The following is a 16,136-nucleotide window of genomic DNA, read 5'->3' as shown; positions in this document are numbered from 1 at the left end:
GTTCCGGCTTCTAGCGCTTGCGCAGCGTGTACTGCACGACGTCGATGTTGGCCTGCGAGAACGCCGCCTCGCAGTAGGCCAGGTAGAACTCCCAGATGCGCATGAAGCGCTCGTCGAAACCCAGCTGCAGGATGTGCGCGCGCTGCGCCAGGAAGCTTTCGCGCCAGCGGCGCAGCGTCTCTGCGTAGTCGGTGCCGAAGGCGAACTCGTCCACCACCTCCAGGCCCGCGGCCTCGGCCTCGCGGCGGAACTCGCGCGGGCACGGCAGGCAACCGCCCGGGAAGATGTATTGCTGGATGAAGTCGGTCGAGTCGATGTAGCGGTCGAACAGCTGGTCGTCGATCACGATGCTCTGAACGCAAGCGCGTCCGCCGGGCTTGAGCAGCCGGCTCACGCTCTGGAAGTAGGTCGGCCAGTATTCGCGGCCCACGGCCTCCACCATCTCGATGGAGCAGACGGCGTCGAAGGGCGCGTCGGCGATGTCGCGGTAGTCCTGCAGGCGCAGGTCGGCGTCCATGCCGGCGGTGCGCTGCCGTGCGAATGCCAGCTGTTCGGTGGACAGCGTCACGCCGATGACCGCGGCGCCGAAGTCGGCGGCCGCCATCTCGGCCAGCGCGCCCCAGCCGCAGCCGATTTCCAGCACGCGGTCGCCGGGCTTCACGGCGGCCAGCTCGAGTGCGCGGCGCACCTTGGCGCGCTGCGCATCGGGCATCGGCTTCGACAGATCGCCTTCGAACCAGGCCGACGAATAGTTCATCGTCTCGTCGAGCCAGAGCTTGTAGAACGCGTTGCCCAGGTCGTAGTGCGCGTGGATGTTGCGCGAGCTGCCGGACTTGCTGTTGCGGTTCATCAGGTGCCGCACGCGATAGACCAGGCGGCCGACCCAACTGCCGTACACCACGTCCTCGATGGCGCGGCGGTTGGCGATGAAAACCTTGATCAGCTCGGTGAGGTTGGGCGTGGTCCAGTCGCCCGCGATGTAGCTCTCGGCGAAGCCGATGTCGCCCGACTTCAGCGCCGCCTTGCAGGCGTTCCAGTTGCGCAGCGTGAGCGAGGCCGTCGGGCCGCTGCCCGGGGGCGCGCCGAAATGGCGCACCGAGTCGTCCGGCAGGCGCACGGTGAGCGAGCCGTGCGCCAGCCGCTGCAGCAGGCCGAGCACGGTGCGCGCGGCGCCCGGTGCGTCCTGGGGGAGCGAGAAGCGCGAGGCCGTGGTGGTTGGATTCATGGATTCGCCTGCTGCTGGTTGTCGCGTGAAACGAAATGGGTGGGCGGCGCCGGCTTGGCGACGAACGGCACTCGCTTGAGCCACAGCTTCGCGGCCTGCCAGTGGATGCGCGCGATCAGCCCGAAGGTCATGGCGGGATAGCGCCAGAGGGCGCGACGCACGCTGGCCGGGCTCACCGCAACGAGCTCTCCGCTCACGCTGGTCTGCAGCAGCGGGCCGTCGGCGTCGTCGTGGTCGATGCGCACCACGGTGCGCGTGAGGTCCTCGTCGACGAAGAATCGGAAGCGGTAGCCGCCGCTGATGCGGCAGAACGGCGAGACGTGGAAGGCCTTGGTCGCCTTCAGTTCTGTCCCGTACACAGGACGGTCGAGCAGGTAGCAGTGGCGCTCGCCGAAGGTGTTGTTCACCTCGACCACGATGGCGCGCAGCAGGCCCTCGGCAGTGTGGCAGTACCAGAAGCTCACCGGCTTGAAGGTGTAGCCGAACACGCGCGGATAGCAGTGCAGCCAGGCCTCGCCGGTGGCATCGTGGATCCGGTGGGTGGCCAGCAGCTCGTCGAGCCAGGCCAGGGCACCGCCGCGTTCGGGCGCGCGGCCGTCGCCGTGGTCGATGTCATGAAAGGACAGCGCCGCCCGGCGGTTGAGCGCCACCGTCTCGCTGCCATGGGCGCGCAAGGCACGCATCGGCAGCATCAGGAAATAGGTCGGATAGACGAATGCGTTGCGCGCCGGGCGCAGCCGCGTGTGGCGCACCTCGCCGAAGCCCATGCGCGCGCTCGGCATCGGCTGTGCCGCAGTCATACCAGCGCGCTCCCCATGGCGTCGATGGGCGCGTCCTGGCCGGCCAGCCGGGCGCGCAGCCCGCGGGCTGCGGCGAGCCCGGCCTTGAGGCCGTCTTCATGGAAGCCATAGCCCATCCACGCGCCCGCGAACCAGGTGTTTGCCTGGCCCTGCAGCATCGGCACCTCGCCCTGCGCACGAATGGCGGCGAGGTCGAGCACCGGGTGGTCGTAGTCGTATTCGGCCATGACCTGACTACGCTGGATCTCGCGCACCGGATTCAGCGAGACGACCACCGGCTGGGCCCACGGCAGCGGCTGCAGCTTGTTCAGCAGGTAGTGCAGGCACACGCGACCTGACTCGCGCTCGCCGGTGGCGGCGCGCTCGTAGTTCCAGGCGGCCCAGGCGCTGCGGCGCTGCGGCAGCACGGCAGCATCGGTGTGGAGCACTGCGTGGTTCGGCTGGTAGCGGATCGCGCCCAGCACCGCGGCCTCGGCCGGGCTGGGGTCGCCCAGCATGGCGAGCGACTGGTCGGAGTGGGTGGCCAGCACCACGTGGTCGAAATGCTCGATGCCGGCATCGGTGGTCACCGTGACATCGACGCCCGACCGGGTGATGCGGCGGACCGGCGTGTTCAGGCGCCTGTCGGCAATGCCCGCCACGATCTTCTCGACGTAGTGGCGCGAGCCGCCGCGCACCGTGCGCCACTGCGGGCGGTCCGCAATCTGGATCAGGCCGTGGTTGTGGCAGAAGCGGATCATGGTCGCGACCGGGAACGCCAGCATCTGCGTGGTCGAGCAGCTCCAGATGCAGCCCATCATGGGCAGGAAATACCAGTCGCGGAAGGCCGCGCCGAAGCGGTGGGCGTCGAGGAACTCGCCGAGCGGCTGGGCCAGTTCGCCCTCGGTGCCGGCCTCGGCGATGCGCGTGGTCAGGCGGTTGAAGCGCAGCAGGTCGCCGAGCATGCCGAGGAAGCGGCTGTCGAACAGGTTGCGCCGCTGCGTGAACACGGTGTTCAGGTTGTTGCCGCTCCATTCCAGCGGGGCGCCGTGGTCGCGGGTCGCCTGCACCGAGAACGACATCTCGGACAGCGCCGTCTCCACGCCCAGGTCGGCGAAAAGTCGGATCAGGTTCGGGTAGGTGCGGTCGTTGTAGACCAGGAAGCCGGTGTCGACACCGTGCGCCACGCGCGTGGGGTCGGCGGCAGAGCGCGGGAGCTCGATCGTCGCCGTATGGGCATGGCCGCCGAAGTAGTCGCTGGCTTCGAAGAGTGTGACGCTGGCCACGTCACGCAGCGTGTGCGCCGCGGCCAACCCCGAGATGCCGGCGCCGACGACGGCGATGCGGGGGCGCTGCGTCATGGCGTGCCCAGCCGGCCGGAAGACAAAAATGCTGCGAGGCGCCCCGACGCGAAGGAGGGAGGGAGGGAGGAGGAGAAGAATCGCCTCGGGATTTCGACCGGACGGCAGGCGCCCGGAAGACCTCGCAACATGAAAACCGGTGGGCACTCACTGCCCACGCAAGTTAGGAGCGCGGCGTCCGCAGCACGGTTCCCGCTCGAGTGGTAAACGTTTGTTTCTCTTGGGTCACGCTGGATTGGACGCATCGGTAAATAATATTACCGATCCGTTTTTTTGTGAACTGCTCAGTCTCAGTTTGGCCCGAGCTGCTTCTCGATGACGTTCACGAACCCGTTTTCGTCCGGTGCCGTCATGCTCGACCACGCCTGCACGACCTTGCCGTCGCGCCCGATCAGGTACTTGTAGAAGTTCCACTTGGGCGTGGTGCCCGAGGCCTGGGCGAGTTGCTTGAAGAGCGGGTTCGCGTCGGACCCGCGCACCGACGACTTCGCGAACATCGGAAATTTCACCCCGAAGGTGCTCTCGCAAAAATCGGCGATTTCCTTGTTCGAACCCGATTCCTGGGCGAAATCGTTCGACGGGAAGCCCAGCACGACGAGCCCGCGCGAGCGGTATTTCATGTCCAGCGACTCCAGCCCCTTGTATTGCGGCGTGAAACCGCAGAAGCTGGCCGTGTTGACCACCAGAACCACCTTGCCGGAGTACTGGCACAGCGACTGGGGTTTTTCATCCTGCAGTCGCGCGAAGGTGTGCTGCAGTATGGCGGGACATCCTGAAGCCTCGGCCGCGGCCGGCGCGGCGGGCGTATTCTGGGCAGCAGCCGGAAGGGCGAAAAACAAGCTCGCCACGAGGGAAACCGCAGGGGCGCAGCGCCAGAGGGCCTGCAGTCGGGAGAGGGTTCGCATGGCGGACTCCAAGGGTCTTGAAAGGGGTGTACATCCGTGTCGCCACGGCGCACGTATTCGCATCATCGCGCGTCTGTCATGGTCGCGCCAAACGGGCCGACTAAAATCGGCGGCCATAGAAAGACATTGATGCTCTATCCGGAACTCTTCAGACAACTCGAATCCGTCCGCTGGGACATGGACAAGGACATTCCCTGGCAGTCGTTCGACGCTTCCTTGCTGTCGGAAGAGCAGGCGCAGACCATCAAGATGAATGCCATCACGGAGTGGGCGGCGTTGCCGGCCACCGAGATGTTCCTGCGCGACAACCGACACGATAGCGATTTTTCCGCTTTCATGTCGATCTGGTTCTTCGAGGAACAGAAGCACTCGCTGGTGCTCATGGAGTACCTGAAGCGCTTCAGCCCCAAGCACGCGCCCACCGAGGCCGAGCTGCACGAGGTGCGCTTCGACTTCGACCCGGCCCCGCCGCTCGAAACCCTCATGCTGCATTTCTGCGGCGAGATCCGCCTCAACCACTGGTACCGCCGTGCCGCCCAGTGGCACACCGAGCCGGTCATCAAGCACATCTACACCACGCTGAGCCAGGACGAAGCCCGCCACGGCGGTGCCTACCTGCGCTACATGAAGCGTGCGATGGAAAAGTTCGGCGACGAGGCCCGTGCCGCGTTCACCAAGGTCGGCGTCCTGATGGCCAGCGCGCGACGCACCGCCCAAGCCCTGCATCCGACCAACCTGCACGTGAACAAGGCGCTGTTCCCCAACGACACCATCCAGAGCCGCATGCCCGACCCGGACTGGCTCGAGCACTGGCTCGACAAGCAGATCAAGTTCGACGCCGTCTGGGAAACCAAGGTTGGCGAGCGCATCCTGCACAACCTGAGCCTGCTCATGAACCGCAGCTTCAAGACCGTCCAGGAACTCAACCGCTACCGCAAGGAAGTGGCGGCCACGCTTGGTTCCAAGGCCGAATACCAGGGCGCCTGAGCCCGACGCCCCGGCCGGTGACGCAACAAGAAAAATCGCCCCGCATCCCGGGGCGATTTTTCGTCCGGTGTCACAGGAGCATGCCGCCATCCGTCTACGCCCCATGGACGACGCCACCCGCACCTTCAACAGCCACCGCCCGCGCCTGCACGGCATCGCGTACCGCATGCTCGGTTCCATGGGCGAGGCCGAAGAGGTGGTGCAGGACGCCTGGCTGCGCTGGCACGAGGCCGCCAAAGACACCTTCGACAGTGCTGAAGCCTGGCTCGTGACCGTGGTCACCCGGCTGTCGATCGACCGGCTGCGCGTCGCCAAGATCCAGCGCGAGCACTACACCGGCGCCTGGATGCCCGAACCCGTGCTGACCGGCGCCTCGGGCGCGCCCGAGACGCCCGAGGCGCTGCTCGAGCGCGCCGACAACATCTCCGTCGCCTTCCTTGCCGTGCTCGAGCGCCTTGCCCCCGAGGCCCGTGCCGCCTTTCTGCTGCGCGAGGTGTTCGATGCCGACTACGACGAGGTCGCCCGCACCCTCGGCAAGAGCGAGGCCGCCTGCCGCCAACTCGTGCACCGTGCCAAGGCCCAGGTGCAGGAAGGGCGTCCGCGGTTCAGCGTGCCGCGCGAGACGCACCAGCGCCTGCTGCGCGCCTTCGCGGACGCCGCGGCGCGCGGCAGCATGCAGGACCTGAAGGCGCTGATGGCCGAAGACGTCGAACTCATCGGCGACGGCGGCGGCAAGGTGCCGGTCTTCAGCAGGGTGCTGAGCGGCGGTCAGCGGCTGGCGCAGCTTTACTACGCGCTCTGGCGCCGCCTGGGGCCGGCGGTGCGCATGGAGCTGGTCGACATCAACGGAGAGCCGGGCCTGCTGCGCTTCATCGACGGCAAGCTCGAGTCGGCGCAGACCTTCGAGATCGAGAACGACCGCATCGTGCGCATCCGCGCGCAGCGCAATCCCGACAAGCTCGCCCGCATCGCCCAGGTTTTTTCTTCGAAATAATTCGCCCGGCGTGTCACAGGGCGTCCGCGTCGCCCGTCTTCATCAGGTAAGCAGATTTCATTGCAACCACCTGGAGAAAACCATGACCACCACCGCACGCCTGAACTGGTTCAAGCTCGTTCCGAAGTCCTTCGAGGCGATCCTGGCCGTCAACACCAGCATCGCGTCGAGCACGCTCGGCAACGTGCTGCTGGACTACGTCTACGCCCGCGTCTCGCAGATCAACGGCTGCGCGTACTGCCTCGACATGCACGTGCGCGACCTGCGCAAGCAGGGCGAGGAGTGGCAGCGCATCAACAGCCTGCCGACCTGGCGCGAGACGAGCTTCTTCAGCGAGCGCGAACGCGCTGCGCTGGCCTGGGCCGAATCGCTCACGCGCCTGGCCGACAGGCATGACGAACGCGAAGCGGAATTCGCCGCGCTGAAGGCCAACTTCAGCGACCTGGAAATCGCCGAGCTGTCGGTGGCCATTGCGCAGATCAACACCTGGAACCGCCTGAACGTCGGCATGCGCGTGCCGGTCGCGGCCAAGCCGCTGGCCTGAGTGCACAAGCCCGCCTGCGGGCTTTGCAGACCCCCGCGCCGCGGGATTTGCATGACCCGCGCCGCGCGCTACTTGCGCTCGACCACCATCGGCGCGATGTGCAGGCTGTCGCGCAACTGCGCGGCCGCGTCGCCCGCTTCTGCGCGCGACGGGAAGGGCCCGGCCTGCAGGCGGTGCGTGCCGGACTCGCTGAACACGCGCAGCTGTGCGGCCAGCGAGGGCAGCCCGCGCGCCGCCTGGCTCAGGAGGGTCTGGGCGCCGTCGGCTTCCCGGAACGCACCCAGCTGGACCCAGAAGCCCTGCAGGGCCGTGGATGGCGCGGGCGCGCCGGCCGGCAGCGGTGGGGGCGACGACGGTGCGGCCTCGAGCGGAGCGAGGTCGTTCACCACGATGGCCGGGCGTGCCGGCGATGAAGCGGAACCTGGCGCCGACGGCATCGCCGGCGCGATCGGCGTCTGCGGCACGACGGGCATCGTCGAGGCCGGCGGCGGCAGGTCGTCGTAGGTGGCCGCCACGGGCGCCACCCACTGGGCCGGCACCTGCACCGGTTGCTGCGCACTTGCCGTGCGCACGGGCGGCATGCGCACGGGCACGGCCAGCGGCGCCGCAACGGCTGCGGCCGGGGCTGCGGCGTACGCCGTGCCCGCGTCGCGCCGCCATGCGCCGGTGCGGATGTCCTCGTTCGTGATCCGCTCGATCTCCACGGGCGCCACGCCGCGCAGCAGGTCGAGCTTCAGCGCGGCCGTGTAGCTCAGATCGATGACGCGGCCGTCGACGAAGGGGCCGCGGTCGTTCACGCGCACGATCACCTCGCGCCCGTTGGCCGGGTTGCGCACGCGCACGTAGCTCGGCAGCGGCAGCGTCTTGTGCGCGGCTGTCATCGCGTACATGTCGTAGGGTTCGCCGCTCGAGGTCGAGGCCGCGTGGAACTTGCTGCCGTACCAGCTTGCCAGCCCCGACTCGCGGAACGGCCGGTCGTCGGTGATCGGCGCATAGCCGCGGCCCAGTACCGTATAGGGCTTGCTGGTGCCGCCGCTCGTGCGGATCGGCTCCATGCGGGGCTCGGCGTCGGGCACGCTGGCGAGGTCGGGCGGAATGTGGGTGCCGGGGCCGTCGCGGCCACCTGCGACACCGCCGCCGCTGCGAGGGCCGCTCGCGCAACCCGCGAGAACGACGGCGACGGCGACCGCGCACACCACCGCCGCTTTCTTCCCCGTGCCATTTCCCCGGCAGTCGTGTCGCGCAACCTCGCGGAGCCGGCCCTGCCAGGCCGCTGACGTCGCCTCCCGCAACGAGGTCGGCGAAGCGGCACCGAGTGCGCGAAAAGCGGGAACGCCGCGAAGACCGGGGGTGGGCCTCATCCTCCGAATACCGCCTTCCACAGCGCCAGCATGGCGTCGCGCTCGGCGGCCAGTGCGGGTGGGGTGACCTGCGTCGGCTCTTCGTTCAGGCGTGCACGGTGCTGCACGCGTCGCAGTTCGCGATAGGCGCGCGCCGCGCTGCGGCCCACGCCCTCGGGCAGCAGGCCGGCCAGTTCGGCGCGCAGCAGCAGCGCGATGTTGCCCACGTTCGGAATCAGCTCCGGGTGCTCGCCCGAGGACGACAGCACCAGGAACTGCACCGCGAACTCGGCGTCGACCATGCCGCCGGGGCTGTGCTTCACGTCGAAGCGATCGGCCTTCACCGGCCGCGCGCCGCGCAGCTTGTTGCGCATCGCGATGATCTCCGCCTTCAGCGCCTCGCGGTCGCGCGAGGCCACCAGCACGGCCTCGCGCACCTGGTCGAAACGCTGCCCCAGTTCGACGCCGTGGTCCTCGCTGCCCATCACGAAGCGCGCACGCGTCATGGCCTGGTGTTCCCAGGTCCAGGCGGTGTTGCTGCCGCGGCCGAGCTGGTACTTCTCGTAGGCCTCGAAGCTGGTGGTCAGCAGGCCCGAGTTGCCGTTGGGCCGAAGCGCCGTGTCGATCTCGAACAGGTCGCCTTCGCGCGTCTTCACCGTGAGCCAGTTGATGAGCTTGCGCACGTAGGCCGCATAGACCTCGCCGGCGCGCTCGTCGTCGTCGTCGTAGACGAACACGATGTCCAAGTCGCTGCCGTAGCCGAGCTCCTTGCCGCCCAGCTTGCCGTAGCCGATGATCGCGAACTGCGGCACGTCGCGGTGCCGGTTGCGCACATGCGGCCAGCACCAGCGGGCGGTCACACGCAGCGTGGTGTCGGCCAGCGCGCTCAGGTCGTCGGCCACCTGTTCCACGGTGATGCGGCCGTCGACGTCGCGCGCCAGCGTACGGAACACCTCCGCATGGTGGGCATGGCGCAGCAGGTTCAGCAGCCGCTCCTCGTCGGCCTCGCCTGTACGGGTGAGCGATGCGTGGCGCGCCTCGAGCTCGCGCTCGAACTCGGCGGCCACGAAGCGGCCCGCGAGCATCTCGTCGCTTGCAAGCTCGTCGATCACGCCGGGGTGCTGCATCAGGTAGCGCGCGGGCCACCGGGCAGCGCCCAGCAGGCGCAGCAGCCGCTCCTGAACGGCCGGGCGCTCGACCAGCAGCGCCAGGTAGCTCTCGCGGCGCAGCAGCGGCTCGATCCAGTCGGCCCAGCGCAGCGCGGCGTCGACATGGCGCGGCGTCTGGCCTTCGCCCTCGCCATCGGGTTCTTTCAGCCAGGCGCCGGTGCGCTGCACCAGCTGGCGCAGCCGCGCGCGGGTTTCCTCGCGCAGGGCCAGCACGCGCGGCTGTTCGCACCAGTCGCGGATGCGCTCGGCGAAGGCGGGAGGCAGGTCGTCGAGCAGGTCGGCCAGGTCGGCCGGCGCGGCGGCCTTCTTGCCGCTGCACTTGCCGTTGCAGGGCTTCTCGCCGCCGAGCAGCTTGTCGAACTCCTGCGCCACGAACTCGCGGTGCGTGTCGAGTTGCGCGAGGAACGGGCAGCAGTCGGCGTAGCCCATGGTCTGGGCGATCCAGCGCAGGTCGTCGTCGGCGACCGGCAGCGCATGCGTCTGCTGGTCGTCGAGGTACTGGATGCGGTGCTCCACGCGGCGCAGGAACTCGTAGGCCGAGGCCAGCGCGTCGGCGGTTTCCTGGGGCATGAGGTTGGCGCGCGCCAGGCGCTGCAGCGCGTCGAGCGTGGGCCGCGTGCGCAGTTCGGGAAACTGGCCGCCGCGCACCACCTGCAGCAGCTGCACGGTGAACTCGATCTCGCGGATGCCGCCGCGCGACAGCTTCACGTCGTTCGCGCGCTCGGGGCGTCCGGCGCTGCGGCGCGCCGACTGCTCGCGGATCTGCCGATGCAGCACGCGCAATGCGTCGAACACGCTGTAGTCGAGATAGCGCCTGAACACGAAAGGCAGCACCGCGCCGCGCAGGCCCTGAGCCTGGCCGGCGAGCACGACGTCGCGCGGTGCGACGACGCGGCTCTTCATCCAGGCGAAGCGCTCCCATTCGCGGCCCTGCACCTGGAAATATTCCTCGAGCGCGTCGAGCGAGACCACGCTGGGACCGGAGTTGCCGTTGGGCCGCAGCGCCAGGTCGACGCGGAACACGAAGCCGTGCTCGGTGGTGTCGCCTACCAGTGCATAGATGCGCTTCACGGCGCGCGCGAAGTACTCCTGGTTCGACAGCCGCCCGCGGCCGTCCGCGTCGCCCCGGGTCTCGCCGTCGACGTCGTAGAGGTAGATCAGGTCGATGTCGCTCGACACGTTCAGCTCGCGTGCGCCGAGCTTGCCCATGCCGACGACCCACAGCTGCGAGCGCTGCCCTTCGGGGCCGAGCGGCGCGCCATGCACGGCGTCGAGTTCGTGGCAGGCGTCCTGGCATGCGATGTCGAGTGCCAGCTCGGCGAGCTCGGTGACGGCGGTGGTCACCACGGCCAGCGGCGCCTGCGCGTCGCAATCAAGAGTTACAAGCCGCTCCATCACGAGCTGCCGCACAATCCGGAGCGCATCGCCCACGCTGTCCCCACGTCGGCGCAATGCCTCGTAAGCCACAGTCATCGAATCGCGCCGCGGCGCGCCAGGGGGAAGCAATGGGAGCTCGGCCGCATACCTGCGACGCAGGCGCTGCACGAAGCGGGAGTAGGAGGAGAACGCGTTCTGCGCGGTCTGTGTCGAAGTGGCTGGCAACTGGTTCACACTGCTGTCGGTTTCCGTGGAACCCCTCTGAATGCTGGCGGTCATAATTCCGGACACAGCGCGATCCTCAATGAACGACACGGCGTCTTCCCCTTCACGTCTGCTCAAAATCACCGCTGTGACGGCGCGCTGGCTGTTGGGTCTGTTGATCGCTGCATGGCTTCTGCTGGCGTTGTCAGTCGTTGTCCTGCACGCGTGGATTGTGCCGCGAATCGGCGATTTTCGCGGCGCTCTGGAGGCACAGGCTAGCAAGGCCATCGGGGTGCCTGTTCGCATCGGCTCGATCACCGCCCGCTCCGAAGGGCTTTTTCCGGCTTTCGAATTGCGCGATGTCGTGCTGCAGGACGCGGGCAACCGCGAGGCACTTCGCCTCGTGCGCGTGGTGGCCAGCGTGTCGCCGCGGTCGCTCTGGCGGCTCAATCTCGAGCAGCTCTACATCGAAGGTCCGCAACTCGACGTGCGGCGCGACACTCAGGGAAAACTCCATGTGGCTGGTTTGCACATGGGCACCGATACCACCGGAGAGACCCGGGGCGCCGACTGGTTTTTCGCGCAGCGCGAACTGGTCGTCGAAGGCGGCACGGTGCGCTGGACCGACGAGCAACGCAACGCCGAACCCCTGCTGCTGACCGACGTCCGCTTCGTCGCGCGCAACGGCGGCCGGCGCCATGGCCTGCGGCTCGACGCCACGCCGCCGGCCGGCTGGGGCGTGCGCTTCACGCTGCGCGGGCAGTTCCGCCAGCCGCTGCTGTCCATCCGCACGGGTCACTGGCAGACGTGGGACGGCCAGCTCTATGCCGACCTGCCCTACATCGACGTGACCCGGCTCGGGCAGTACGTGTCGCTCGACGCGCGCATCCGCGAAGGCAACGGCGCGCTGCGCGTGTGGGCCGACGTGGACGACGGACAGGTGGTCGGCGGCACCGCCGACCTCGGGCTCGACAAGGTCGACGTCTCGCTCGGCAAGGACCTGCAGCCGCTGGTGCTGCGTGCCGTCACCGGCCGCCTGGCCGGCCTGCTGACCGAGGACACGCTCGAGTTCTCGACCACGGCGCTGCAGTTCGACACCAGCGACGGCATGCGCTGGCCCGGCGGCAACCTCTGGCTGCAGCACACGCCCAACAAGGGCCGCACGCCCGAGCACGGCGCGCTGCGCGCCGACCGCCTCGACCTCGCCGCGCTGGCGCTCATCGCCGACAGGCTGCCGCTCGGAGACGCCACGCACCGCGCGCTGGCCGCCTATGCGCCGCGCGGCCTCGTCGAGCGCATCGACCTCAACTGGCAGGGCACGCTCGGCGCGCCCGACCGCTACCAGGCCAAGGGCCGCGTGAGCGGGTTGCGCGTGGCTTCGCAGCCGGGAGCGACCGACGCCGCGCCTGCACCGGCGAGCGCAGGCGCCACTGCAGCGCCGATGCCGCCCAAGGTCCACCCCGGCACGCCCGGCCTCAGCGGCGCCACCGTCGACTTCGACGCGACCCACACCGGCGGCACCGCCACGCTGGCCATCGCGCACGGCACGCTCGAGTTTCCCGGCGTGTTCGAGGACCCCGTCATCCCGATCGACAGGCTCTCCACCCAGCTGCAATGGAAGCTCGACAACGGCAATGCCCAGCTGCAGGTGTCGAAGCTGAGCTTCGCCAATGCCGACGCCGAAGGCGACGCGCAGGCCAGCTGGCGCACCAGCGACCCGGCCACCTCCAGCAGCAAGCGCCGCTTTCCCGGCGTGCTCGACCTGCAGGGCCAGCTGACGCGCGCCGACGGCACGCGCGTGTTCCGCTACCTGCCGCTCGACATTCCCCAGCACACGCGCGACTACGTGCGCGACGCCGTCACCAAGGGCACGGCCAGCAGCGTCGACTTCCGCGTGCGCGGCGACCTGCACGACATGCCCTTCATGGATCCGAAGCTGGGCGACTTCCGCATCGCGGCCAAGGTGGCCGATGTCGACTACGCCTATGCGCCGCCTCGCAAGACGGCCACGTCGACCCCGTCCACCGCTTCCGCGCGCAACGGCATGCCCCCGCCCGTGTGGCCGCCGCTCACCGCGTTGTCGGGCGAGCTCGTTTTCGAGCGCGCCGGCATGCTGGTGCGCAACGCGCGGGGCCGGCTGGTGGGCGCGCCCGGCGTCGAGGTCACGAAGGCCGAGGCCCAGATTGCCGACATGTCGCACCACGCCTCGCTGCTGCGCGTCGATGCGCAGGCCAGGGGGCCGCTGGCGGAGGTGCTGCGCGCGGGCGCGCCGCTGGCGGGCGAAACCGGCGAGATCATGATGCGTGCGCGCGCCGCCGGCTCGGCCGACTACAAGCTGCACCTCGAACTGCCGCTCGCCGCCATGGACAACGCCAAGGTGCAGGCCAGCGTGACGCTGGCCGACAACGAGCTGCAGGTCGTTCCCGAGGCGCCGGCCCTCACGCAAACCCGGGGCATGCTCAACTTCACCGAGACCGGCTTCACGCTGGCCAACGTGCAGGGCCGGCTGCTCGGCGGCGACATGCGCCTAGAGGGCCGCGGGCGCTTCACCGGGCCGAATCGCGAGGTCTCGCTGAAGGCCCAGGGCACCGCCACCGCCGACGGCCTGCGCAACGCGCGCGGAGTCGACTGGCTGGCCAACATCGCGAAGAAGGCCACCGGCAGCACACCCTACGCCGCCACCTTCTCCGTGCGCGACGGCACGCCCGAGTTCTCGCTGGTCAGCAGCCTGCAGGGCCTGGCGCTGCAGCTGCCCCCGCCGCTCGTGAAGACCGCCGAGGAACAGATGCCGCTGCGCATCGAGAAGAAGGTGCTGGCGCGCGAAACCCGGCAGGGGGCCGCCGTGCCGGTGGGCACCCCCATGCAGGACCAGCTCTCGCTCGACCTCGGCCGTGTCGGCAGCGTGCAGTACGTGCGCGACCTCGCGGGCGGCGAGGCCCGCGTGGCGCGCGGCAGCATCGGCGTCGGCCTTGCGCCCGGCGAGACCGCGAGCCTGCCCGACAAGGGCGTGTTCGCCAACATCAACGTCGCGAAGCTCGACATGGGCGCATGGCAGGGGCTGCTCGGCGACACGGCGGGTGCCTCCGGCCCGGCTGCCGAAGCGGCGGACCGCGCCGACGACCCGTCGTCGGCCTACCTGCCCACGCGCATCGCCGTGCGGGCCCAGCAACTGGCCATCGCGGGCCGCACGCTGCACAACGTGGTGCTGGGCGGCACGCGCGACGGCAGCCTCTGGCGCGCCAACATCGATGCCACCGAGCTCAGCGGCTACGCCGAGTACCGCCACGCGCAGGCAGGCCGCCTGTACGCGCGGCTCGCCCGGCTGAAGATCGCGCCCAGCGAGGCCACGCAGGTCGAGACCCTGCTCGACGAGCAGCCCGACACGCTGCCCGCGCTCGACATCGTGGTGGACGACTTCGAACTGCTCGGCAAGCGCCTCGGCCGTGCCGAGATCGACGCCGTCAACCGCGGCGGCGCGGGCCGCGAATGGGCGCTCAACAAGCTCGCCTTCACCACGCCCGAGGCCAGCTTCTCGGCCAAGGGCACGTGGGCCGGCACACCCGGCGGCGCGGCCGGCCAGCGCCGCACCGGCATGACCTTCAGGCTCGACATCGCCGATGCGGGCGAGCTGCTCACGCGCTTCGGCATGCCGGGCGTGCTGCGCCGCGGCAAGGGCCGGCTCGAAGGCGACGTCAACTGGCGCGGCTCGCCGTTCTCGCTCGACTACCCGAGCCTCGGCGGCCAGCTGCAGCTCGACGTGGAGCAGGGCCAGTTCCTCAAGGCTGACCCGGGCCTGGCCAAGCTGCTCGGCGTGCTGAGCCTGCAGGCGCTGCCGCGCCGGCTCACGCTCGACTTCCGTGACGTGTTCAGCCAGGGCTTCGCCTTCGACTTCGTCCGCGGCGACGCCAGGATCGACAAGGGCATCGCCAGCACCAACAACTTGCAGATGAAGGGCGTGAACGCCGCCGCGCTGATGGACGGGTCGGCCGACATCGTGCGCGAGACCACCGACCTGCGCGTGGTGGTGGTGCCCGAGATCAATGCGGGCACCGCGGCGCTGGTGGCCACGGCCATCAACCCGGCCATCGGGCTGGGCACCTTCCTGGCCAACTGGGTGCTGAGCAAGCCGCTGTCGGCGGCGGCCACGCAGGAGTTCCACATCGAGGGCGGCTGGACCGACCCCAAGATCGCGAAGGTGCCGCGTTCGCTGCAGCTGCTGCCGCAGAGCCTGCCCGCCGTCCCCTCGCTGCCGGCGATTCCCGGTTTCCCGGGCTCGCAGGGCACCTCCAACGCGAACGAAGGCCGCAAACCGGAGACCACGCAATGAAAGTCGCAGCCATCCAGATGGTGTCCGCCATCGCCCGCGAAGCCAACCTCGCGCGCGCCCACGACCTGCTCGCGCAGGCGGCCGCTGCGGGCGCCGAACTCGCGGTGCTGCCCGAGTACTTCTGCATGATGGGTGCGCGCGACACCGACAAGCTCGGGCTGCGCGAGACCGCCGGCGCGGGCACGGTCCAGGGCTTCCTGGCCGACGCGGCGCGCGAGTTCGGCCTGTGGATCGTGGGTGGCACGCTGCCCATCGAGAGCACCGACGCCGAGCACGTCTTCAACAGCTCGCTGGCCTTCTCGCCCGAGGGCAAGTGCGTGGCGCGCTACGACAAGATCCACCTCTTCTTCTTCGACAACGGCACGGAGCGCTACGACGAGCGCCGCGTCATCGCGCCGGGCCGCGAGCCCGTGGTGTTCGAGCTGCCCTCGCGCGACGGCCACGCATGGCGCATCGGCATGAGCGTGTGCTACGACCTGCGCTTTCCCGAGCTGTACCGCGCGCTCGCCAGGCAGGGCGCCGAACTGCTGCTGGTGCCCAGCGCCTTCACGCGCACCACCGGCGCCGCGCACTGGGAGGTGCTGCTGCGCGCCCGCGCCATCGAAAACCTCGCCTGGGTGGTCGCGCCCGCGCAGGGCGGAACGCATGAGAACGGCCGCCAGACCTGGGGCCAGTCCCTCGTGGTCGACCCCTGGGGAACGGTGGTGGCGCAGCAGGCTTCCGACGAAGGCGTGGTGCTGTTCGACATCGACGCCGCGCAGGTCGAGCACACGCGCGCGCAGCTGCCGGTGCTCTCGCACTGCGTGATCTAGAAATGACGCCCAGGCTTGCCCGGTTCGTGTGGCCGCCAACCCCCTGCCAGGGTGCGACACCGGCGGCCCGGCAAAGCCGGTTCCGCGGTGTTTCCGCAACAGGCTCTGCGCA

General features: G+C 69.4%; 11 protein-coding genes. 5 read left to right on the top strand and 6 right to left on the bottom strand.

Going from position 1 to position 16,136, the window contains the following annotated elements; genetic code table 11:
* Positions 1-10: 10 nt before the first annotated feature.
* The 4 genes from AACL56_RS01740 to AACL56_RS01725 form a co-directional block, all read right to left on the bottom strand.
* Positions 11-1,225, bottom strand: a complete 1,215-nt coding sequence (locus AACL56_RS01740) for an SAM-dependent methyltransferase (RefSeq protein WP_339088116.1) — start codon at positions 1,223-1,225, stop codon at positions 11-13.
* Positions 1,222-2,025: a DUF1365 domain-containing protein gene (locus AACL56_RS01735; protein WP_339088115.1), complete on the bottom strand. Its 804-nt coding sequence runs from the start codon at positions 2,023-2,025 to the stop codon at positions 1,222-1,224. The genes AACL56_RS01740 and AACL56_RS01735 overlap by 4 nt, the downstream gene beginning before the upstream one ends.
* A complete protein-coding gene (locus AACL56_RS01730) occupies positions 2,022-3,365 on the bottom strand; it encodes an NAD(P)/FAD-dependent oxidoreductase (RefSeq protein ID WP_339088114.1) in 1,344 nt (447 codons plus the stop codon). Before AACL56_RS01730 ends, AACL56_RS01735 begins: the two co-directional genes overlap by 4 nt.
* Before the next feature lie 290 nt (positions 3,366-3,655).
* On the bottom strand, positions 3,656-4,270 hold the full coding sequence (locus AACL56_RS01725; RefSeq protein WP_339092781.1) for a glutathione peroxidase: 615 nt from the start codon (positions 4,268-4,270) through the stop codon (positions 3,656-3,658).
* 129 nt (positions 4,271-4,399) lie between these two features.
* Between AACL56_RS01725 and AACL56_RS01720 the strand changes: the two genes are divergently transcribed.
* From AACL56_RS01720 to AACL56_RS01710, 3 genes are all read left to right on the top strand, one after another.
* Positions 4,400-5,257 carry a ferritin-like domain-containing protein gene (locus AACL56_RS01720; RefSeq protein WP_339088113.1) on the top strand — a complete coding sequence of 286 codons (858 nt, stop codon included), beginning with the start codon at positions 4,400-4,402 and terminating at the stop codon, positions 5,255-5,257.
* 103 nt (positions 5,258-5,360) lie between these two features.
* The gene (locus AACL56_RS01715) at positions 5,361-6,251 is read left to right on the top strand and encodes an RNA polymerase sigma-70 factor (RefSeq protein WP_339088112.1); all 891 of its coding nucleotides are present in this window, start codon (positions 5,361-5,363) and stop codon (positions 6,249-6,251) included.
* An 82-nt stretch (positions 6,252-6,333) separates the two neighbouring features.
* Positions 6,334-6,795: a carboxymuconolactone decarboxylase family protein gene (locus tag AACL56_RS01710; RefSeq protein WP_339088111.1), complete on the top strand. Its 462-nt coding sequence runs from the start codon at positions 6,334-6,336 to the stop codon at positions 6,793-6,795.
* Between the two features lie 68 nt (positions 6,796-6,863).
* Here AACL56_RS01710 and AACL56_RS01705 read toward each other — a convergent pair whose 3' ends face one another.
* Both AACL56_RS01705 and glnE read right to left on the bottom strand, forming a co-directional pair.
* Complete coding sequence (locus AACL56_RS01705; protein WP_339088110.1) at positions 6,864-7,991, bottom strand: septal ring lytic transglycosylase RlpA family protein; 1,128 nt, start codon at positions 7,989-7,991, stop codon at positions 6,864-6,866.
* A gap of 161 nt (positions 7,992-8,152) precedes the next feature.
* Positions 8,153-10,960: a bifunctional [glutamate--ammonia ligase]-adenylyl-L-tyrosine phosphorylase/[glutamate--ammonia-ligase] adenylyltransferase gene (glnE, locus tag AACL56_RS01700; RefSeq protein ID WP_339088109.1), complete on the bottom strand. Its 2,808-nt coding sequence runs from the start codon at positions 10,958-10,960 to the stop codon at positions 8,153-8,155.
* A 25-nt stretch (positions 10,961-10,985) separates the two neighbouring features.
* On the opposite strand from glnE, the gene AACL56_RS01695 reads away from it, so the two are divergent.
* Positions 10,986-15,212 carry a YhdP family protein gene (locus AACL56_RS01695; protein ID WP_339088108.1) on the top strand — a complete coding sequence of 1,409 codons (4,227 nt, stop codon included), beginning with the start codon at positions 10,986-10,988 and terminating at the stop codon, positions 15,210-15,212.
* The gene (locus AACL56_RS01690) at positions 15,209-16,024 is read left to right on the top strand and encodes a carbon-nitrogen hydrolase family protein (protein WP_339088107.1); all 816 of its coding nucleotides are present in this window, start codon (positions 15,209-15,211) and stop codon (positions 16,022-16,024) included. The genes AACL56_RS01695 and AACL56_RS01690 overlap by 4 nt, the downstream gene beginning before the upstream one ends.
* Positions 16,025-16,136: the final 112 nt, after the last annotated feature.

This window comes from Variovorax paradoxus (genome assembly GCF_902712855.1).
Taxonomy (GTDB): Bacteria; Pseudomonadota; Gammaproteobacteria; order Burkholderiales; family Burkholderiaceae_C; genus Variovorax; species Variovorax paradoxus_Q.
This window is presented reverse-complemented; position numbering and strand designations above follow the sequence as displayed.

Coding starts and splice junctions, on each gene's coding strand:
- AACL56_RS01725 (WP_339092781.1), bottom strand. CDS start 4,270: ATGCGAACCCTCTCCCGACTGCAGGCCCTCTGGCGCTGCGCCCCTGCG.
- AACL56_RS01690 (WP_339088107.1), top strand. CDS start 15,209: ATGAAAGTCGCAGCCATCCAGATGGTGTCCGCCATCGCCCGCGAAGCC.
- AACL56_RS01730 (WP_339088114.1), bottom strand. CDS start 3,365: ATGACGCAGCGCCCCCGCATCGCCGTCGTCGGCGCCGGCATCTCGGGG.
- AACL56_RS01710 (WP_339088111.1), top strand. CDS start 6,334: ATGACCACCACCGCACGCCTGAACTGGTTCAAGCTCGTTCCGAAGTCC.
- AACL56_RS01695 (WP_339088108.1), top strand. CDS start 10,986: ATGAACGACACGGCGTCTTCCCCTTCACGTCTGCTCAAAATCACCGCT.
- glnE (WP_339088109.1), bottom strand. CDS start 10,960: ATGACCGCCAGCATTCAGAGGGGTTCCACGGAAACCGACAGCAGTGTG.
- AACL56_RS01735 (WP_339088115.1), bottom strand. CDS start 2,025: ATGACTGCGGCACAGCCGATGCCGAGCGCGCGCATGGGCTTCGGCGAG.
- AACL56_RS01715 (WP_339088112.1), top strand. CDS start 5,361: ATGGACGACGCCACCCGCACCTTCAACAGCCACCGCCCGCGCCTGCAC.
- AACL56_RS01720 (WP_339088113.1), top strand. CDS start 4,400: ATGCTCTATCCGGAACTCTTCAGACAACTCGAATCCGTCCGCTGGGAC.
- AACL56_RS01740 (WP_339088116.1), bottom strand. CDS start 1,225: ATGAATCCAACCACCACGGCCTCGCGCTTCTCGCTCCCCCAGGACGCA.